The sequence below is a fragment of the Methylobacterium komagatae genome (genome assembly GCF_042661665.1).
In the GTDB taxonomy this organism is placed as follows: Bacteria; Pseudomonadota; Alphaproteobacteria; order Rhizobiales; family Beijerinckiaceae; genus Methylobacterium; species Methylobacterium komagatae.
On the sequence record NZ_JBHSWN010000001.1, the window covers coordinates 4669438 to 4689879 of the forward strand.

Genomic DNA, 20442 nt, shown 5'->3' on the forward strand with positions numbered 1-20442 from the left:
CGCCCTCTCCCTTTCGACGTGACCCGAGGATCCCGTGAGCCGAGTCCTTTCCCCGCCGCGCGAACTGGCGGAGTCCCTCGCACGGAGCCGCACCGCGTTCCTCGGAGTCGCGGCCATGAGCGGGCTGATCAACCTCCTCTACTTGACCGGCTCGATCTTCATGCTGGAGGTCTACGACCGGGTCATTCCCGGCCGCTCCGTTCCGACGCTGATCGGCCTCAGCCTCCTCGCCTTCGGGCTCTATCTGTTCCAAGGCGCGCTCGACACGCTGCGGGCGCGAATCCTCTCCCGCGTCGGCGCGGCCCTCAATGCCGATTGCGGCCGGCGGGCCTTCGATCTCGTGGTCCGGGCACCGTTGAAGGGAGCGGGTCTCAGCGATGGTATGATGCCGTTGCGCGACCTCGATACGGTGCGCGCCTTCTTCGCGGGCAGCGGGCCGGGCGCCCTTTTCGATCTGCCCTGGATTCCGGTCTACCTCGCGATCTGCTTCCTGTTTCATCCGCTGATTGGCGTCGCCGCCCTGGTCGGTGGGCTCGTGCTCGTCGCCCTCACCCTGGCGACGGAGTTTACGACCCGCGCCCCGACCCGCGCCTCGACGGCCCACGCCCAGTCCCGCGCGAGTCTCGCTGAGGCAGGGCGGCGCAATGCCGAGGTCGTGGCAGCGCTCGGCATGCAGGACGGCTTCGGCCGCCGCTGGAGCGAGGCCAACACCGCCTTCATCGCCGCCAACCAGAGGGTCGCCGACATGGCCGGTGGCTTCGGCTCGGCGGCAAAGGTCTTCCGCATGATGCTGCAATCCGGCGTGCTGGCGCTCGGCGCGTGGCTGGTGATCCGGGGCGAGGCGAGCGCGGGGGTAATCATCGCCTCTTCGATCCTCGTCTCGCGTGCCCTCGCCCCTGCCGAACTCGCCGTCGCCAATTGGAAGAGCTTCGTGGCGACGCGGCAGGCGTGGCGCCGCCTGTCGGACCTCATGGCGCGGATCCCGGCGGAGGCACAGCCGCATCGCCTGCCCACACCAGCCCGCTCCGTCACGGTCGAGGGTCTCGGCGTGGCCCCCCCCGGCGTGCCGCGGCTAATTGCGCGGGAATTGTCCTTCGGGCTCCAGGCGGGGCAGGCGCTCGGGGTGATCGGCCCCTCGGCCTCCGGTAAGTCGAGCCTCGTCCGTGCCCTCGTCGGGATCTGGCCCGCCGCCATCGGAAGCGTACGCCTCGACGGAGCCGCCCTCGACCAGTGGACGCCCCGCACGCTCGGCCCCCATCTCGGGTACCTTCCGCAGGAAGCGGAGCTGTTCGCAGGCACCGTCGCGGAGAACATCGCGCGCTTCACGGACGGTGCCTCCTCGGAGGCCGTGGTCGCCGCAGCCCGGGCTGCAGGCGCGCACGAGCTCGATTTTACGCCTGCCGGAGGGATATGACACCCGCCTCGGCGAGACCGGAGCCGGGCTCTCGGCGGGCCAGCGTCAGCGGATCGGCTTGGCCAGGGCCCTGTACGGCGATCCCTTCCTCGTGGTGCTGGATGAGCCCAACGCCAACCTCGACGCCGAGGGCGAGCACGCTCTGACCCGGGCGATTCTCGGTATCCGCGCTCGGGGCGGGATCTGCGTCGTAGTCGCCCACCGCCCCTCGGCGCTCGCCGCGGTGGATCTCGTGCTGATGATGGCCGACGGCCGGGCTCAGGCCTTCGGCCCGAAGGACGAGGTGCTGAAGCGTGTCTTGCGGCCGGCGGGAGCCGATGCCCCCGTTCCCGCGAGGGGCACTACCCGATCCGGCACCGCCCTGCAGGAGAGCGCATGATGTCGTCCGCTGTCATCAGCGACCGCTCACCCAGGTTGGCTCCCCGAAGCGAGCGCGCCTCGATCCGCCTCCACTTGTGGTTTTCCCTGATCCTGTCCGTCGCCCTCGTGCTCGGCGTTGGCGGCTGGGCGACGCAGACGGAGATCGCAGGTGCCGTGGTCGCGCCGGGGCAAATGATGGTCGAGTCGGAGGTGAAGAAGGTTCAGCATCCGACCGGCGGCGTAATCGGCGCCCTCCTGGTGCGCGAGGGCGCGCGGGTGAAGGCGGGAGACGTCCTGGTCCGCCTCGACGCGACCCAGATGCAGGCCAACCTCGATATCGTCCGCAAGGCGCTGGACGAACTCTCCGCCCGCCGGGCGCGGGCTGAGGCGGAGCGGGACGGCCTGTCCACCCTCACCTTCCCCGCCGATCTCCTGGCCCGCCGGGACAGTGAGGCGGATGTCGAACGGCTCTTGGAGGGCGAGACCCGTTTCTTCATCGCCCGCGCCGACGCGCGAGAGGGCCAGCGAGCGCAGTTGCGCGAGCGTGTGAAGCAACTTGGCCAGGAGATCGGCGGTCTGACCGAGCAAGTCAGGGCAAAGGCCCGCGAGATCGACCTGATCCAGGGTGAGCTACGCGGTGTGCAAGAGCTCTACGCCAAGAACCTCGTGCCCCTGTCCCGCGTGACGGCGCTGGAACGCGACGCGACGCGGCTCGAAGGAGAGCGCGGGCAGCTCGATCGCGGCGACGGCCTCCGCCCGGGGACGGATCGCCGAGACCGAACTTCAGATCGTGCAGATCGACAGCACGATGCGCACCGAGGTCGGCAAGGATCTCGCCGAGATTCGCGGGCGATGGTCGGAATTCGTTGAAAAGCGCGTCGCCGCCGAGGATCAACTGAAGCGCATCGATCTGCGTGCGCCCCAGGACGGGACGGTGCACCAGATGAGCGTGCACACGGTCGGCGGCCTCGTTGTCCCATCCGAGCCTGCAATGTTGATCGTGCCCCATGCCGACGCCCTGGTGGTGGAGGTGAAGGTCCAGCCGCAGGATATCGACAACGTCCGTAGCGGACAGAAAGCAGTCCTTCGCTTTCCGGCGTTCAACACCCGCACGACACCCGAGATCGACGGGACGGTGGCCCGAGTTTCCGCAGACGTCGCCACGGATCTCAAGACCGGCCTGAGCTACTACGTCGCGCGGATCGCACTTGCTCCCGAAGAACTGGCGCGCCTCGGCGGGTTGCGCCTCGTGCCCGGAATGCCGGTGGAAGCGCATCTTCAGATCGGTGAAAGGACCGTGCTGAGCTACCTGACAAGGCCCCTGACGGATCAGATCGCGAAGGCCTGGAAGGAGCGCTGATGAATACCGCTCTGCGATCAAAAGAACGGGCGCGCCAAGAGAACGGCGCGCCCCAAGTTCGTTCCTGTCTCGGGAGGAACGTGCCGGAGCGATAAGGCCTCACAGCTCCCTGAACAATCCGCATGAAGCGAGAAACTCGAGGTGTGTCCCTGTCATCTAGTTGTTGTACAATTGCGGACATTCGCACCACCCGCAAACCGAATTTCTCACAGCTTACTCGACATTGATTGCCGCGGGAGGACTGACCTCCGAGGTGTGGCATATTCCTGGGTATTTGCTCGGAGCTTTGGCGTCTGCTTCTGCGGCCGATATGTCTTGAAGCTGCCCTTCCGATTTCGGCCAGCACCAGTCTTCTCCGCAGACCCGGTAGAACGACTAGGTTGGGTGGTTTCCAGCCCGTCTGCAACGGACGGCGGGTACGTCCAAGCAGACATAGCCGCACGGATCGCTTACTATTCAGAGCAGGAACTCTGAACATGTATGATCGTAGGAAATGTGAGCAGTGCGAATAATCGATAAGACATACTAGTCCTCAGAATGGTCGTATATCGTAATAGATCGGGCGCAATCGCTAAATATAGAGACAGACACGCATGATATGGAATTTTTTAGGGATAGCCGCAGTAATTATATCATCATTACTTTCTTTGAGAGAATTTATTTTAGCCAGAAAGAGCTTCAATATGGTCAATAATCGATTGAAAATGGATTTACGTGATTGGATTTTATACGGTGAAGCCCCTCCATCCGCAAGAAGTTCCTATGTAGAGGCGTTAGATCTGCTTTTTTATTCGCTTTTGTTAATCGGCGCTCTTTTATACTACAATGAATATGGTTACATTTCCGTGCCTGTTTTTCTGGTAGCCGGTTATATCAAATTATTATTGCTTCTAAGCCTCTATAGATCCGGCAAGGTGAAAAGAAACGCAGGCGAATTTTGAATTGTCTGATATCTCTTGACTACGCTTGTGAAATATCAGTGGCAGATCGCAGACACGATATGGCTCATCCACGGATATTGCCCGCATGGCAATATGTTACTGCGTTTTGGTTTGTTGTTATTGTTCTCAACAGACCATACGAAATGAGTACGGAAAACTTCGCCCAATGGTGCGTGATAGTGATCCCCTTGGTCTTGGTTTCATCCGTAATATTATACGCCGTCAAATCCCGCCGGAATAAAAGGCTGCGAGATCAGTCCCATCAGCCCTGAGCGCAGTTTCCAGCTCTGCTGGACGGCCGGCGGATGACCGCTTTCAGGGAGCTCCGATACGGGGCCTGTACGGCCGAGTTGGGTCGCAAGCCGGAGGGCCGCTCGGGGTGGTTTCCTGCCTGACCGCTTCTGATCCTACCTGGGCCAGAAGCGGACAACTGGTGGGCAGCGTGAGCCTGAAATTATTCAGGCAAGTTCAGGCGGCGCGAACCGTGGCGAGGAAACGACCTACTTCGGCACGGAGATGTTCTGACTGCCGCGACAGCTCGGAGGCTGCGCCAAGAACCTGAGACGCTGCGGCTCCAGTCTCCTCGGAGGCCTGAGCGACGCCGACGATGTTGCCTGTCACCTCACTGGCTCCCATAGCCGCTTGGCTGACGTTGCGCACGATCTCTTGCGTCGCGGCACCCTGTTGTTCCACCGCCGCCGCGATCGAGGTCGCCGTAGCGCTGATGTCGCGGATCCGCTGAGTGATGCCGCTGATGGCCGCCACCGCCTGACCAGTGGACGCCTGAATCCGACAAATCTGGGCGGAGATCTCCTGGGTTGCCCGGGCGGTCTGGCCAGCGAGCTCTTTAACCTCAGCCGCCACCACGGCGAAGCCCTTGCCGGCCTCTCCAGCCCGGGCGGCCTCAATGGTGGCATTCAGGGCCAGCAGGTTGGTCTGCCCTGCGATCGAGGAGATCAAACCGACCACATCGCCGATCCGCTCGACAGTACCACTCAATTCGTTGACTAGCGCCCCTGTGCGGTCGGCCTCGTCTACCGCATGCTGGGCCAGGGACGCGGAGCCATCCACCTGCCGCCCGATCTCCTGGACGGAGGCGCCAAGCTCCTCGGCCGCCGCGGCGACAGTGTTGACGTTGGAGGAAGCCTCCTCGGCGGCAGCAGCCACGGCAGTTGACTGGCTCGCTGTCTCCGCTGCAGTCCCGCTCATCACGCCAGCAGTGGCCTGCAACTCGGTGGCCGATGCTGAGACCGTGCCGATAATGCTGCCGACGGCAGCCTCGAAGCTGTTGGCCATCTGCCGCATGCCGGCCCTGCGCTGCTCCTCCGCCGCGAGCCGGGCCTGTGCAGTCTCGGCTTCGAGCCGCCGCGTCCGGATCAGATTATCCTTGAACACCTGCACGGCGGACGCCATGGCGCCCATTTCGTCCCGCCGGGCGCGGAAGGGGACCTCGGCCGACGTATCGCCCCCGGCGAGGGCGGTCATCGCCTCCGTCATCGCCTGGATCGGACGAGACACTCGGACGAGAACGAACAGGCCGGCACACAGGGCACTGAGCAGGCTGACGCCAACGGCGACGAGGGCCAGCGTGGTCGCGGAGTCCGTCGCGTCGATGGCGCGGCTGGCATCGACATGGGCGCTGTGCTCATTCAACGCGATGTCCTTGCCGAGGGCGTCGCGAACCGTGTTGTAGAGATTGATATGGGCGGGATCGACCATTAACCTTACACCTTCGCTCGTCCGTCCGGCCTGCGCCAGCTTGACGGCCTCACGGCCGATGGCGTCATACCGGGACCATGCAGAGGCAAACGCCTCGTACAGGGCGCGTTCCTCTGGCGAGGACATCAGCGGTTCGTAGCTCCTGCGAGCCTTGTCCATCTGTGCATGCCCCTCGTCGATCTGTCGGGCAGTCTCGTTGCGATCATCGGAGCCATCGGCCAAGGTCAGGAACCGCAATTCCTTGATGCGCACCTCCGCCGCCGCAGCGCGGACATTGGTGATGGCAACTACAGAGGGAAGCCAGTTCGTGGCGACATCGGTTACGTTGGTCCGGATGCCGGAGAGCCGGGTGATCGAAACAATGCCCTGGCCGGCGCAGAGGAGAGCGAGGAGGCTGAAGGCGGCAAAGAGCGAAGATTTCAGCGTGAGAGCGAGGCGCATAATTCCATCCCGGGAGAACGGACCCGAATGGACGCGCCGCCGCCCGCCGGTGAGCAGGCGTTGATACGCGACCGCACGGGTAAAATGGGGACATGGACCTCAAGGCGCGCGTGACCGTCGCCGCTGATCCAAGCACCGCTATCGTCAACCCAGGGCCTTAACGAATGGCTTGTTTCCGGCTTTGCTCTCCTTGGACGAGCGTCAATTAAAGGTGATTGGACGATCCGAGACTAAACCCTAGCCGATCGATCTGCTGACAAAGCGAGCTTGCCAGCGTTGATCTTGCTTTGTCGAGCGGCTGTGCCTCTTTTCGGAAAGTTCGTGATCGCCAGACGATACGATCCCCAGTCCCCATGCAGCTGACGCGCGAAGCTTCACAAATCAGTGTTTGACGGCCTGGCCGAAGAATGTCGCCTCGTCTCACTGCATCCCCTCGTCGCCGTTCGCGTTTCGCCTTCCCAGAGGACAGCAATCGAAGGATCCCGTTATGGCAACTCGTTCTGTGCAGTGGGAGGAAGGGAGAGCCGCAAAGCTCTCAGGCGCAAGCTATTCGACGGACCCCTACGAAGCCGGCTCGCAGCAGAGCGCGGACTGGTTGGCGGGCTTCACGTTCGATGAGGCGGAGCAGAATACCGACCGGCCGCAACCTGGCGAAGGCTGAGCGCTCAAGTCGAGTGATGGGGGCGCCCGCGTCCCCCTCACCCGGTGCCATCGTCCAGGGGGATCTTCCCCTTGAAGATCCGATAGACGACGAGGGTGTAGATTAGGGTGATCGGCAGGACCACGACGCCGGCACCCCAGAACAAGAACGACAGGCTCGCCTCGGGGGCCGCTGCGTCGGTCAGGGTGATCGTGAAGGGCACCATGTAGGGCAGGAACGAGCCGGCGAGGGTGGCGAAGGCCGTCGCGAAGATCATGGCCGTCAATGGGAAGGGCAGCGCGTCGATGCGGCGGCGTCCGGCGTAGAAGAGCCCGGCGGACGCAAGCGCCCCCACCAATGGCAGGATAAGGAGTTCTGGCCGCTCGGTCCACCGATGCAGCACCCGCAGGTTCATCGCCAGCGCGTACAGAAACGCCGTCGCGAGGAAGACCAGCACCCCGACGAGCAGCCGGGGCATCATCCAAAAGCCGAGGTCACGCACGTCGTCCTCGGTTTTGCCGCACAGCCACGCCGCGCCCAGCAGCGCGTAGCCGAGGCATAGGCCGACGCCGCACAGCAGGGAGAAGGGCGACAGCCACGCGAAGGCCCCTCCGACGTACCGCCCGTCCCGAATTGGCAGTTCCTGAACGAGGGCCCCGACTGTCGTGCCCTGCACGAAGGCGGCGCAGGCGGAGCCGCCGACGAAGCCCGCATCCCACACCCTCCGTAGCCGTCGGGACTTAGCGCGGAACTCGAAGGCGACGCCCCGCAGGATCAGCGCGGCAAGCATCAGCAGCAGCGGCAGGTAGAAGGCCGAGAGCAGCAGCGCGTAGACAAGGGGGAAGGCGCCGAACAGGATTGTGGCGGCGAGGACCAGCCATGTCTCGTTGCCATCCCAGACCGGGGCGATGGCCTGCATCATGTGACGGCGCGCGGTCTCGCTGGGGGCGATCCCGAACAGCATGCCGACGCCGAGATCAAACCCGTCAAGCAGCACGTAGAGAAGGAGGGTGAGGGCGAGGGCCGCAGCCCAGAACGCGATCATCGCCTGTCACTCAGCCGGGGTCGAGGCCGTCCTGGGGATGTCCGAGCCCATTCCCGGCACGGCGAGCGGCCGCTTGGGGTTAGCCCTGCCTCCGGCAGGGTCCGGCATCGGCAGGAGGCCCGCTTTAAGCAGGCGGTAGATATAGACCGTGCCGGCGGCGAAGATCAGCGCGTACACCGCGGCGAACACGATGAGCGAGGTCGCCACCTGGGGCGTGGTAAGAATCGGCGTCGCGGCGTCTGTGGTCCTCAACTGCCCGTAGACCGTCCAGGGCTGACGCCCGACCTCGGCGGTGAACCAGCCGGTGAGCGTGGCGACGAAGCCAAGGGGAAAGGACAGGAAGATTCCCCATTGCAGCCAGCGGGCTCGTTCCAGCCGCCCGGCCGCATAGAAGGCGATGCCGCCCCAGGCTAGCGTCAGCATCAGCAGCCCGCAGCCGACCATGATGCGGAAGGCGAAGAACGGGATCAGGACCGGCGGCCGGTCGGCCTTCGGGATAGCCTTGAGGCCGATGACCTCGCCGGTGAGCGTCCCGTCGTCGATCAGGCTGCCCGCCGGGGGCGGCAGGGCGATGACGAAGCGGTTCGTCTCACGGTCCTCGTCGGGCCAAGCGAACAAGATCTCGCCAGCCGGGGCGCGGCTCTCCCAGTGGCCCTCGATGGCGGCGATCTTCGAGGGCTGGTGCCGGACGACGTAATCGCCCGTCAGATGGCCGAAGAACAGCTGCAGCGGCACCAGGATTGCGGCGAGGCCGAGCCCCATGCGGATCATCGCCCGTGCCTCGGGCAGGTCGGTGCCGCGCAGCATGTACCACGCCCCGGTCGCCGCCACGCAGAAGCTCGTCGTCACGTAGGCGGCCAGGAGCATGTGCGGGAAGCGCACCCAGACCACGGAGTTGAACAGGATCTCGAACCAGTCGGTAGGCACGAACAGGCCATCAGGCCGCATCGTGAAGCCCACCGGATGCTGCATCCACGAGTTGTTCACGAGGATCCAGAAGGATGACAAGCTCGTGCCGAAGCAGACCATCAGGCAGGCGAACAGGTAGAACCAGCGTGGCACGCGGGTGCGGCCGAACATCAGCACCCCGAAGAACGAGGCTTCGAGGGCGAAGGCGGTGAAGCTCTCATAGCCCAGGAGCGGCCCCTGGATCGGGCCGGTGCGTCGGGCGAGTTTGCTCCAGTTGGTGCCGAACTGGAACGCCATGACGATGCCTGAGACCACGCCGAGGCCGAAGGCGACGGCGAAGATCTTGAGCCAGAAGTCAAACAGGCGGTCGTGGAGCGGCCGGCCCGAGGCCATCGCCCGGACTTGCAGGAAGGCGAGCCACGCCGCCAGCCCGACCGTGAAGGCCGGGAAGATGATGTGGAACGAGACCGTGAAAGCGAATTGGATCCGCGAAAGCAGCAGCGCCGTATGATCCATGCATCCTCACCCGGGACCGCTGTAACGCCTGCCTCGTGCCGGCCGCAGGGCCGCCCCCTCAGCGCGAGGCGAGGGCCTTGGCAGGGTTGAAGGGCTCGGCGTCCGAGATTGCGTCCGTGCCCATGTCGAGAACCGCCGTGAAACGATCTCCGCCCGGCCGGAGGACCAGCGCCCCCGGCTCAACGGCGATCCGCTTATCGTCCAGCCCGAGGAAGCGCGTGACGTTGATTACGACCGCTCTCAGGGTGCCGCCCGTGACCAACAGATCCTCGATCGTTCCGACGCGCCCGCCTGCGGCGTTGCGGACCTCGACGCCGATCACCTTGGAGGCCAGGAATGTCACCGGCTTCAGGTTCTGTCGCTTGGCGGCATCCTCGGCATTGGCCGCTTCCATGAGCGGACCAGGAGCCGTGCCGTGGACGTTTGTCCCGGGGCCAGTTCCCGGAACGACCGTGCCGAGGCTTCCAAGGTCGGCCTGCTGCGCGAAGGCTGGGGTGGCCACCGCGAGGGCGAGGATGGGCGCGCACAACCGTATGGCTCGCATGTGGCTCTCCTGAAAGTCGGCGAGGGAAAGGGTGAGCAAAGTTTCGGGAACCGGATGCCATCTTCGGCCCCGTCCCCTGAGGTGCGCTTTGCACAAATCTATGCCCAACATCCCCCCGGACGCCGCATCAGAGGTGCCCAGGGGCTAAGCGGGGCTGGCTTTGAGGCGATCGGGGCGTTGGCCGCCCGCCTACTTCCTGTTCTTGATCAGGCTGTCGACATTCTTGTTGGCTTCCTTGTTTTCCTTCTGCTGGGCAGTGATCTGGCTCTTGGTGTCCTTCATTGACATCTCGTCACGCTTGCCCTGAGACATCTCCTTGGGGGCAGCCATGGCCGGTACCGCCGCCAGGAGGAAAGCGGTACACAGAGCGGCGCCCATCGTCTTGTTGGTCATGGTCGTTTCTCCAGCGTTTTCGACAAGGCACGAAGTTCTTGCAGAATCTTCTGTTCCCAGGCCGTCGATCACGAACCTGTCATTCTGAATAACAAGTTTGGGAAGAGTTTAGTCCGTAAGACTTGGGGGGCACCGCCGTCACCTCAAGCGTCTGCCCGCACCGCTGCGGCGGGCCGCAGCGGGGTAGCTTGGCTGGCTCGGTGGATCACCGCCGAGTTCCCGGCTCGTCATGGCATCATCTGCTGCGGCCGTACCGGGATCTGGGCTCAGTTACTTGTTGGCCTTCCCGGTAGCGGTGGAGCCTGTCGTCTGCGACGAGGTCGTGTTCGCGGCCCCCGCCTTCTGCGGCACCGCAACGGCGTCGATCACGTCGAAGCGCACCGCGTCCTGTGCGGTCTTCAGAACGGCGTTGGCCTCGTAATATTTCCCTTGCCCGATCAGCGTCGCCGCCTGATCAATATCTGAGTCGGTACAGCATCCATGTCTCGGTAGCTATGTGGCTGGGTGGGCTGCAGAGTCTAATTTCGCAGTTCAGTGTTTCATCCTTTGGTTTGTTTGGGGCATTGGGCCGAGGCAGCGGAAGCCGCACCCTATATCTTGCCCATGACTAGCCACTGCTAGATGCCATCCGTCTCGCCCATGCTCAATAGCGGGTGTAATGCCTTCTGGACCATATTCGGGGGACCTGCCGATGTGCGTTGCTTCCGCAGTAGATCAACTGACGTCCGCTTCCGAGCATTGCGAAGGCGAACCCGAACGACCGAGTAGGGTCGAAGGCGGAATGACGGCTTGGGGTGGTTTGCGGATTGTCTGCTTTCAGGCGATTTTCACGCAATGCGGATGTGGCCGGTACAGGCCCACATAACTAGCAACTATGCAGCGCTTCTGCTGAGACCATTCAATTCTTATCAGCGCTGTTGCCCCGAATGGCTGCTGCTATTTCTCTCGATCGATTTCCAGTCTGCCACAAAAGCATTTTTATTTTAGAACGCACTCTATGCTCGGCGCCGCGAGTGGAAGGCAAAATCAGCGTCAGTGAGGGTTCGATACTCTACGATGGGCTGGGGGCGCCCGCAAAGATAGCCCTGTATCTCCGCGCAATCGTATTTACGTAAGAAGGCGAGTTGCTCCTCTGTCTCGATGCCCTCAGCGATCACCGGCATGCCAAGACTGGAGCCGAGGGCAATAATCGCCTGCACGATCGCCGCGCCCTTCGGCGTAACCCCGATCTGCCCGACGAAGGACCGATCAATCTTGATTCGGTCGAAGGGGAAGGATTGTAGGGTCAGCAGCGAACTGTAACCGGTGCCGAAATCGTCGATGGCGACGCGCACACCCTCTCGCTTAAGCGTGAGCAGAAGATCTTGCGCTCGGGACGTGTTCTGGAGGAGCAGGCTCTCGGTAACTTCAATTTCGAGGCGGCTGGGGTCGAGCCGGGCGTCGCGGATCGCCTCCATCACCACCGCCGGCAAGCCTTCCTGCTTGAACTGGGCGATGGAGAGGTTGACCGCAATCCCGAGGGGTTTTTCCCATCGCGCCGCCTCTTCGCAAGCAGCGCGCAGAACCCATTCCCCGACTGGGAGGATCAGCCCTGTCTCCTCTGCGATCGGAATGAACTGAGCCGGCGAGATCGGCCCTCGAAGCGGATGGTTCCACCGAAGTAGGGCCTCGAAGCCAAGGATCTCGCCTGTCGCGACCGCGAATTGTGGTTGGTAGTGTAGTAGCAGCTGGCTTGTGCCGATCGCCGCCTTCAGGTCACGCGCCAATTCGTGGCGGGCTCGAGCCTCGGTCTCCATGGCCGGCTCGAAGAAGGCGAAGCCACCCTTTGACTGACGCTTTGCTCGGAACAGGGCCATGTCCGCCGCGCAGAGAAGACGATCGTAGGTGTCGCCATCTTGCGGGAAGACGGCGATCCCAATGCTGCATCCGATCTCGACGCGCGTCTCAGCGAGGTCGAAGGGCTCCGCCAGGGCATCAATCACAGCCTGCGCCCACTCAGCTGGGCCCCTCGCGCCGGTGATGTCGGTCGCGACGATGGCGAACTCATCGCCGCCCAGTCGGGCTGGGACGCAGCGGTCCCCAAGGCCGCTCAGCCGCCGGGCCACCTCCGCGAGTAGACTGTCGCCGGTAGGATGACCGAAGACGTCGTTGACCTGCTTGAAGTGGTCCAGATCGATGCAGAGAAGCGCGGCCTCTGTCGCCGCGTTCGCGCTGGCGACCAAGGTCTGCTCGACCTGCTGCTCGAAGAGCCGCCGGTTCGACAGGTCAGTCAGAACGTCGTGACTGGCCAGGAAGAGCATCCGTTCCTCCGCCCGGCGGCGCTCGGTGATGTCCTCATGCGTGCACACCCAGCCGCCCCCCGGCACAGGGGCTCGCACGATCTCCAGGGTACGATCGTCGGTGAAGTGAACCGTGGTGCGGATGGGAGCGACTCCGGGCGGCCGTTGCAGAAGGTCGCAACGGTCATAACCAACGGACAGGTGCTCGATGATCGTCTGCTGGATCTGCGAGGCCAACGTTCCCTGAACGCGCAACTCCGGCGGGATACCGTGGAGTTCCGCGAAACGGGCGTTCATGACGACCAACTCCCCGGAGCCGGAGAACAAGCACAGGCCCTGGGTCATGTTGTCGAGCGCCACGCCGAAGGCCGCATGCTGCTTGCGCAGATCGAGTTCCGCACGGTGACGCTCCTCCGCCCTCGTATGATCTTCGCGGGCACGCAGCTTCCGGTAGGCGTAGAAGAGGGACAGGTTCAGGCCGGCGGCCAGCATGACTGCAACCAGCCCAACGGCCAATACTTGTCGCCGGAACGGGGTCAGGCCGATGGCGGCGTCGCGACTGACATACAACCTCATCGGGTAATGCGTCAGGGATCGGACGGACACGAACCGATCTGATCCGTCGATGGGGCTTTCCGCGCGGGCGTCGCGGCCGGCGATCCCGGCGGATGTAAGCGCCATCACCGTGCTAGTGGGAAACGTGTTGCCGATCGCGTTCTCCCGATGGGGAAAGCGGATGAAGAGGACGCCATCGTTGCGGAAGACCCCCACGTTAAAGTCTTCAGCCGGTACGATCCTGCGATACAGATCCTCGAAGTAGCGCAACTCTACGGCGCCAAGCACCGCTCCGAGAAACGTTCCATCAGCGGCGGTGACCTTCCGGGCGATGTAGATTGTCCAAATGCCATCGCCGCGGTTCTGAAACGGGCGGCTGATGACGCGCTGAAGCGTCGGATTAGCGGCGAGCTGCTGAAAATAGTCCCGGTCGGACAAATCAATCGACGGGATTGGCCAGCGCCGGCTGAAGTTGAGAAGTCGCCCGTTGTTATCCAGCACAGTCAAGGCATTGATCTGCGGCAAGGATGAAACCCGGGTTCGCAACTCCTCGTGGAGTGAGTGGTTGCCCGCTGCTAGCGCATAGCTCGCCCGATCAGGGGCCTCGTTAAGCTTCTCGATGACAGCATCCTGGGCCAACTCGATGGCCTGCAAGGCGTGGTCGGCTTGGTCGGCGAGGACGGTCGAGAGGCTGGTGAGCCCGCGGGCAACGTCTTGGGTCGCCTGTTCGTGCAGGGCCGTGACGGTCAAAAATGTGACGAAGGCAATTATGGCGGTCAGGCAGACGCCGCCGATGAGTGGCCGGCCAATCTGGGGAAACGGCGAACCGAGTCTAGAGACGAGAGAGAAATGACGCATCTGCGCGAAAATCCGCGAGATAAGCCCGAGAGCGATCAGGCGGGCTAACAGGTCAAGCTATAAGCTCGAGTTACGAATTCATTGGTTCCGAAAAAATACCAAAATGTCGCATCTACCGATGCGAATGCAATTCGGCAAAATTGAATATAAAGTGCTGAATCAGCTAGTAGGTTGATACTCTTCTGATCATGCACCGGAACTGCCCTTCAATGCCGGGTATGGATCGGTAGGCGTCAGTCCGCTTTTCTACCTGCCCCTCTCCGAAGCAGTTGTTCCGCTTACGGCCAGATCTAGTCGTGTCGATAGGGGCCTATAAATGGCCGAGTTGGGTGGTTTCAGGAAAGTCTGCTTATGAGTGGCAGTAGGCCGAAAGCAGACCTACGGATGGAACGGCACTGCAGTAAATCATGATGCCTGACATGCCGCGGATGGCGACCCATCGAGGTTCACACCGCTTGGACGCGGTGGAGGAAGGTCTCGATTGCGGCCTGCATGGTGTCTGCGCTCGCAGCGACACGGGCTGCGCCGTCCGTCAGCGTTCCGGCCTGCGCTTCATTCGAGGCCGCCGCTGCACGAACGCTGCCGATGCTCCCCGAGATCGTGCGGGCCTCGAGTGCCGCGTTCGCAGCTCAGCCCCCAGGACGGAGGCTGCAGAGAGCAGGGGTCGATCTACAATCTTCAAAATTAGGCCGAGGCACTAGCAACTTTTCTCGGGCCAATCGATCCTTTAGCCGACTGAAATACTTACTATGTTGCGTTCAAGCAACATAGATACCGCAAATATAATGTGACTGGATTATGACGAAGAGTATATATCAAGCTTCGCTAAGGGTGTCACTGCCGGGGACTAGCCGGATGGGGACAGCCATGGACTTCAAGCAAAGTGTTTCGCTTGCTGCACTCACCCTTGCTGCCTTTGGCACGCAAGCTGCGCAGGCGCAGACGGTCAACACCACGCCGTCGAACGTAAATGTGCTCAACCTCCTGAGCCCATTCCTAAGCCTCAACGGCACCCAGGTCGGTCAGCAGACCCTTCAGCTTAATCTTTCCCAGGCCATCGCCCAGAACCAAGGTGCTTCGCTCGCCGACCAGCAGAAAGCGATCAGCGACAAGGCCCTTCCAGGCAGCGCGGCTTTCGCCACCACGATCACGCTGGCTAACGGCACGCGGGTGAATCTCGGCCCGGCCGACAACCTCGCGGGCGGACTGCCCGCGCAGGCTCCGCAGAGCGCGGGCGGCCTTACCCCCTCCAGCCAGTGGGCGGCCTCGGACCTCGAGCTCGGCGCGATCTACCAAACCGGCATCCGCGCGAGCAACGCCAATACAGGCCCCCTGACGGCGACGTTCAACCTGCTGAACCAAGCCTATAGCGTGTTCAGCGCCGATCTCGGCGTGGCAAAAAATTACTTCGCCAATGGCGCGGCCACGAACCCGAGCACGACGCCCGCCGGCTATGTCCCGATCCCGGCGGTGGCACCCGCCGGTTACACCCTGCCGACCGGTCCTTACACGATCCCTGCCGGCTCGCCGGCCGGCGCGGCTGGTTCCACAGGGATGCTGCCCAACCGGTCCGATAGCGTGCTCGACCTCGCCTACGGTGTGCGCAACACTCAACCCGGCCAGGACGTCTATGGCTCGTCGCGGCCGATCCAGGTGGCGCAGAGCCAGTACAACGTATTCGATCCGACAGCGCTGAACGGTATCGCCACCAACCCGTCCTTCCCGAGCGGGCACACGCAATACGCCTACACAGACGGCTACCTGCTGGCGATGTTGGTACCTCAGCAGTACCAGAACATGCTGCTGCGGGCGTCCGACTACGGCAACAGCCGCATCGTGCTGGGCGTGCATTACCCGCTCGACATCATCGCATCGCGCGCCTTCTCGGCCTACGACCTCGCGCAAGCGTTCACGAACCCGGCCTACATCAACAACGCTACGACGACCGGCACGGCAATCAACATGCCGAGCCTCTTCACGGCGGCGCAGGGTGAGTTGCAGACCTACCTCTCGGCTCAGTGCGGCAACACCGTCGCCGCCTGCGCGAACGGCACGGCGAACACGACAAACAACCCCTACCTACCCTCCAACGCCAACCAAGCGCTCTACCAGTCCCGCCTCACCTACGGTCTGCCGATCCTGACCTTCGCCCAGGCTCCCCGCGAACAGGCTCCGGTCGGCGGTCCCGATGCCTCGATCTTGCTGGCCCCGCTCTACGGCGGCAACACCAGCGCGGCGAAGACTATCGCGCCGAACGGCGGCCTCTACGGCCAGCTCTCCACGGGGACGATCAACCAGATCATCGTGAACACCGAGGGCAACGCGCTCGCCGCCTTCTACGGCACGGCGCTGAGTTACTGGGCGCGCCTCGATCTCTACTCGGCGGCAGGGTACTTCGGGAACGTCACTGGCACGTTGGCGATGGACCCGACCGACCGGCTCATAACCGGCGCCAGTATCGGCAACGGCGGCGCCCTTTACGCCAACGGCACGATCGGCGGCACAGTCATCGTCAACGGCGGCGGCCTCCTCGGCGGCACCGGCACGGTGGGCGGGCTTGCCGCGCTATCCGGTGGCACGGTGGCGCCAGGCAATTCCATCGGCACCCTGACCGTGGCCGGCAACGCCACCTTCGCGGCGGGCTCGGTCTATCAGGTCGAGGCCAACGCGGCGGGCCAGTCGGACCGGCTCGCGATCTCCGGCACCGCGACACTGGCCGGCGGCACGGTGCAGGTTCTGGCGCAGAACGGCACCTACAACCCGCGCACCCAGTATGCGATCCTCAACGCCACCGACGGAGTCACCGGCCAGTTCGCCGGCGTCACTTCCAACTTCGCCTTCCTCACCCCGACCCTGCGCTATCAGCCGACCGAGGTCGACCTGACGCTCACCCGCAACGACGTGGCCTTCGCCTCCGTCGCCACGACCCGCAACGGCGCCTCCGTCGCCAACGCGATCCAGGCGGGCGGGCCGAATAGTGCCATCTACGGCTCCACCGTTGGCCTGACCACGCCGGAGGCACAGGGCGCCTTTCGCGTCCTGGCCGGCGACATCCATGGCTCGACGGTCTCCTCGTCCTACGAGACGGCGTTCTTCGTTCGCGAGGCGATCCTTGACCGGCTGCGCTGGGGCACCACCCCCGGCGCAGCTCGACGGCTTGAGCTTCGGCACCCTACCCGCCACTTACACCGCCGATCTCCCCGGTCGCCGGCCGCCGTTGGCGAGCGTGCCGATGCAGACCCTCGACCCCACCGTGGTTGGGATCTGGGGCCAGGGCTTCGGCGCCTTCGGCAGCGCGAGCGGCGGCAACGCCTTAGGCCTCGACCGGACGCTCGCCGGCTTCGCGGCGGGCCTCGACGTGCGCCTGCCGAGCGGGGTGAAGCTTGGCGTGGTCGGCGGCTACACCGAGAACACCCTCGACACCACTGGCCGCTTCCAGTCGGCGGGCATCACGAGCGGGTTCGGCGGCGTCTACGGCGGATACGAGATGGGGCCGGTTTCCGTTCGTCTCGGAGCGGTCTACGCGGACGAGTCGCTGCGCACCCGCCGCACGGTGATCTTCCCCGGCGTGGCCGACACCCCCACTGGCCGCTACGGCGGCTACACGGTGCAGGGCTTCGGCGAGATCGGGTACAAGTTCTTCGTGGGCCAGCCCGCCCCGGTGGCGCTGGTCTCAAAAGGCGCGGCCGTCCAGCCGGTGCAGCCGACCACAACCTACATCGAGCCCTTCGTCGGCGGCGCCTATGTCGGCATCCACCGGGACGGGTTCGCTGAAACCGGCGGCGTGGCGGCGCTACGCGGATTTGCCCGTGACTACGACCTCGGCGCACTGACGGTGGGCGTGCGTGGCCAGACTGCCTTCGACTTCGGCACTGGCCTGCCTCTCTCGGCCCACGCGCTGGTCGGCTACCGCCGAGCCTTCGGCGACGTGGTTCCGAAAGCGCTCCTGTCCTTCGGGACCGGTCCGGCGTTCCTGTCGGCCGGTGTGCCGATCGACCGGGACGCTGTGGTGGCTGAGGTTGGCCTCGACCTGCGCGTCGCCCCGAACACGACGCTCGGCGTGGCCTATACGGGCCAGACCGGCTCCCGGGCACAAGATCAGGCTGTGAAGGGAAACTTCACGTATCGGTTCTGATCAGGCTTACATCGACCTTCTGGTTTGAGGGCCGCCACCGCTGGGCGGCCCTTCACCAGTCCACCAGCAGTACATCTCGTCGCCGTGGGATATGATCGGGCAGTTGTCCGTTAAATCGGGACGAGGACAGTCATGACGAGCCTGCACCAGCAAGCCGGCCGTCGCGCATGCAATCCTACATCGTCGTCGGCCTCATAGGCGTATGTTTGCTCGGCGTCCTGGGTGGGATGCTCCACGTGATACCGGCTTGACAGACATTGGAACACAAGCCGATCGGCACCGATGTCCTGCCGCCGAAGATGAAAGTTTTCGGAGCAGCGACCAAGAGCGTATTGTGAAGTCTGATTGACGGAAAATGCTCAAACCGGCTTTTCAACGAGAAATTTCTACTGAATATCGAGCGTTTCAAAAATATCACGCCGCCCCAGAATTCAACATTATTGATCGGAAATAGATCTTCTCTGCTACCGATAACGATCCAAGTAAACGCAGCGTCACGGACAATTGCTCATCTGATCTCGGTGCCACCCGCTTCGTCGAACGGTTCCAGCGCCCTGCATTAGAGATCGCCCGCCATGCCCTTACTTCGCCGGCACGCCTCTTGGATCTCGGGTCTCGCGGTCCTGACCGCGGCGGCCATCCCTCAACCGGCCTCGGCACAGACCGTCTCCGAGATGGCCACGCGCATGGATGCAATGCAGCGCCAGATGCAGGCGATGCAACAAGAACTCGCAGCGCTTCGCCGCCGGTCAGGGGCTCAGAAACAGGCCCTGATGGGCGAGGTGCGCGAGCGCCGCACCCTGTCACGCGAGCAGGCTCGCTTGGCCGAGCGCCAGGCCCGGCAGCAACAGGTGGCGCGGGCCGGCGGGCCCGGTGGGGCGCGACCTGCGCCAAGCGAGCATACGCCGGTTATCCTCGCCAACGACCTCGTTTGCAATTCCGGCAGCTACGCCTTGGGATCGGCGATCTGCTTCACACCAGGCGGCTTCGTCGAGCTGGCGGGGTTCTACCGCAGCGCCAACACGGTCTCGGACGTCGCGACGGACTTCAACGGCATTCCGTTCCGGAACAACCCGCAATCGCGGGAGAACGAGTTTCGCTTCTCCGCCCGCCAGAGCCGGCTCTCAGGCCTGTTCACCGCCCGTGTCGAGCCGACGCTTCAGATCTCCGGCTACTACGAGATCGACTTCCTGGCCGCCGGCGTCACCTCCAATTCCCGCGAGAGCAACAGCTACGTTCCGCGCATCCGCCAGATCTTCGCCACCGTCGATTCCCTCGATACCGGCTGGCACATCCTGGCGGGGCAGGCCTGGAGCCTGATCACCACCGATCTGGCCGGGATCACGCCCCTTAAGGAGCAGATCCCGCTCACTATCGATGCCCAGTATGTGCCGGGCTTCAACTGGACCCGTAATCCGCAGGTCCGGGTGGTGAAGGACCTTGCTCCGGGCTTGTGGGCGGGCCTATCGGTCGAGTCGCCCCAGAGCGTCCTACCGCCGAGCCCCTTCGCGGCGCCCTCCAACGTCAACGTCAACAACACAGGCGACGCAGCCGGGCAGTTGAACAACTCCACGACCTACTCGAACAACAGCATCCCCGACATCGCCGGCAAGCTCGTTTTCGAGCCGGGTTTCGGCCATTTCGAGGTGAAGGGGCTGGTGCGCTTTTTCGACGACCGGATCGCGCCCGCCGCGTTGACCGGCGGGCTGCGCACCTCCGGTCGCTCGGAGACGGCGGTCGGCTACGGCGTCGGCGGCGCGGCGACCCTGCCGGTGATCGACAAGCACCTCGACATTCAGGTCAGCGGCCTCATCGGCGAGGGCATCGGCCGCTACGGCTCGTCGCAGCTCCCGGACTTCGCCCTGCGCGCCGACGGCTCGATTGCAACTATTCCTGTGTTTCAGCTTCTGGCGGGCGGTGTCTACCACGTCCAGCCTGGAACCGACGTCTACGTCTACGCCGGCTGGGAGCATGCCACCCGGACGGGCGCATTCAACACCACGGGCTACGGTTCACCAACCCTCGTCGCCACCGGCTGCAACATCGAAGGTGCCGCGAGCGGAAGCTGCCAGGCCGAGACTCGCGACATCCGCCAGATCACCGGCGGCTTCTGGCACGATCTCTACAAAGGCTCCTACGGCCGCCTCGTCGCCGGCGCGCAGGTGTCCTACACAGAGCGCGACGCCTTTCGCGGAGCGCAAGGCATCCAACCTTCGACGCACCTCGTCACCGGCCTGACTTCCCTGCGCTACTACCCGTTCTGAGCTCCGCGGCATCCGACTGACATCAGACCGACGCCGGCATCTGGCAGGAGGTCCGCTCCTGGTGGGACA

General features: G+C 63.8%; 9 protein-coding genes and 4 pseudogenes. 6 read left to right on the forward strand and 7 right to left on the reverse strand.

Annotated elements, in window-relative coordinates; all coding sequences use genetic code 11:
• The first annotated feature begins 34 nt into the window (after positions 1-34).
• Positions 35-1793: pseudogene (locus ACFQE0_RS23055) on the forward strand (type I secretion system permease/ATPase).
• Positions 1793-3134, forward strand: a pseudogene (locus ACFQE0_RS23060) (HlyD family type I secretion periplasmic adaptor subunit). The pseudogenes ACFQE0_RS23055 and ACFQE0_RS23060 overlap by 1 nt, the downstream one beginning before the upstream one ends.
• A gap of 1409 nt (positions 3135-4543) precedes the next feature.
• Here ACFQE0_RS23060 and ACFQE0_RS23065 read toward each other — a convergent pair.
• Entirely contained in the window at positions 4544-6235 is a 1692-nt protein-coding gene (locus ACFQE0_RS23065; protein WP_378973830.1) for a methyl-accepting chemotaxis protein, read from the reverse strand.
• Positions 6236-6722: 487 nt separating this feature from the next.
• Here ACFQE0_RS23065 and ACFQE0_RS23070 point away from each other — a divergent pair, with 487 nt between their 5' ends.
• On the forward strand, positions 6723-6896 hold the full coding sequence (locus tag ACFQE0_RS23070) for a hypothetical protein (protein ID WP_378973833.1): 174 nt from the start codon (positions 6723-6725) through the stop codon (positions 6894-6896).
• Positions 6897-6933: 37 nt separating this feature from the next.
• Here the strand turns inward: ACFQE0_RS23070 and cydB are convergent, their stop codons facing one another.
• The 6 genes and pseudogenes from cydB to ACFQE0_RS23100 form a co-directional block, all read right to left on the reverse strand.
• The gene (gene cydB, locus ACFQE0_RS23075) at positions 6934-7920 is read right to left on the reverse strand and encodes a cytochrome d ubiquinol oxidase subunit II (RefSeq protein ID WP_378973835.1); all 987 of its coding nucleotides are present in this window, start codon (positions 7918-7920) and stop codon (positions 6934-6936) included.
• A gap of 6 nt (positions 7921-7926) precedes the next feature.
• On the reverse strand, positions 7927-9345 hold the full coding sequence (locus ACFQE0_RS23080; RefSeq protein ID WP_378973837.1) for a cytochrome ubiquinol oxidase subunit I: 1419 nt from the start codon (positions 9343-9345) through the stop codon (positions 7927-7929).
• Positions 9346-9403: 58 nt separating this feature from the next.
• Positions 9404-9889, reverse strand: a complete 486-nt coding sequence (locus ACFQE0_RS23085) for a PRC-barrel domain-containing protein (protein WP_378973839.1) — start codon at positions 9887-9889, stop codon at positions 9404-9406.
• 189 nt (positions 9890-10078) lie between these two features.
• Positions 10079-10282 carry a hypothetical protein gene (locus ACFQE0_RS23090; RefSeq protein WP_378973841.1) on the reverse strand — a complete coding sequence of 68 codons (204 nt, stop codon included), beginning with the start codon at positions 10280-10282 and terminating at the stop codon, positions 10079-10081.
• A gap of 381 nt (positions 10283-10663) precedes the next feature.
• Positions 10664-10741, reverse strand: a pseudogene (locus ACFQE0_RS23095) (hypothetical protein); the annotation flags it as partial.
• A gap of 536 nt (positions 10742-11277) precedes the next feature.
• On the reverse strand, positions 11278-13974 hold the full coding sequence (locus ACFQE0_RS23100) for a bifunctional diguanylate cyclase/phosphodiesterase (protein ID WP_378973843.1): 2697 nt from the start codon (positions 13972-13974) through the stop codon (positions 11278-11280).
• Between the two features lie 1554 nt (positions 13975-15528).
• On the opposite strand from ACFQE0_RS23100, the pseudogene ACFQE0_RS23105 reads away from it, so the two are divergent.
• From ACFQE0_RS23105 to ACFQE0_RS23115, 3 genes and pseudogenes are all read left to right on the forward strand, one after another.
• A pseudogene (locus ACFQE0_RS23105) lies at positions 15529-15804 on the forward strand (phosphatase PAP2 family protein); the annotation flags it as partial.
• A gap of 1402 nt (positions 15805-17206) precedes the next feature.
• On the forward strand, positions 17207-18109 hold the full coding sequence (locus tag ACFQE0_RS23110; protein WP_378973845.1) for an autotransporter outer membrane beta-barrel domain-containing protein: 903 nt from the start codon (positions 17207-17209) through the stop codon (positions 18107-18109).
• A 575-nt stretch (positions 18110-18684) separates the two neighbouring features.
• Positions 18685-20373 carry a hypothetical protein gene (locus ACFQE0_RS23115; RefSeq protein WP_378973847.1) on the forward strand — a complete coding sequence of 563 codons (1689 nt, stop codon included), beginning with the start codon at positions 18685-18687 and terminating at the stop codon, positions 20371-20373.
• The last annotated feature ends 69 nt before the right edge of the window (positions 20374-20442 follow it).

What these genes read in the sequence shown, in the direction of transcription:
- ACFQE0_RS23065 (WP_378973830.1), bottom strand. Translation starts at nt 6,235, where the DNA reads ATGCGCCTCGCTCTCACGCTGAAATCTTCGCTCTTTGCCGCCTTCAGC.
- ACFQE0_RS23070 (WP_378973833.1), top strand. Translation starts at nt 6,723, where the DNA reads ATGGCAACTCGTTCTGTGCAGTGGGAGGAAGGGAGAGCCGCAAAGCTC.
- cydB (WP_378973835.1), bottom strand. Translation starts at nt 7,920, where the DNA reads ATGATCGCGTTCTGGGCTGCGGCCCTCGCCCTCACCCTCCTTCTCTAC.
- ACFQE0_RS23080 (WP_378973837.1), bottom strand. Translation starts at nt 9,345, where the DNA reads ATGGATCATACGGCGCTGCTGCTTTCGCGGATCCAATTCGCTTTCACG.
- ACFQE0_RS23085 (WP_378973839.1), bottom strand. Translation starts at nt 9,889, where the DNA reads ATGCGAGCCATACGGTTGTGCGCGCCCATCCTCGCCCTCGCGGTGGCC.
- ACFQE0_RS23090 (WP_378973841.1), bottom strand. Translation starts at nt 10,282, where the DNA reads ATGACCAACAAGACGATGGGCGCCGCTCTGTGTACCGCTTTCCTCCTG.
- ACFQE0_RS23100 (WP_378973843.1), bottom strand. Translation starts at nt 13,974, where the DNA reads ATGCGTCATTTCTCTCTCGTCTCTAGACTCGGTTCGCCGTTTCCCCAG.
- ACFQE0_RS23110 (WP_378973845.1), top strand. Translation starts at nt 17,207, where the DNA reads ATGCAGACCCTCGACCCCACCGTGGTTGGGATCTGGGGCCAGGGCTTC.
- ACFQE0_RS23115 (WP_378973847.1), top strand. Translation starts at nt 18,685, where the DNA reads ATGCCCTTACTTCGCCGGCACGCCTCTTGGATCTCGGGTCTCGCGGTC.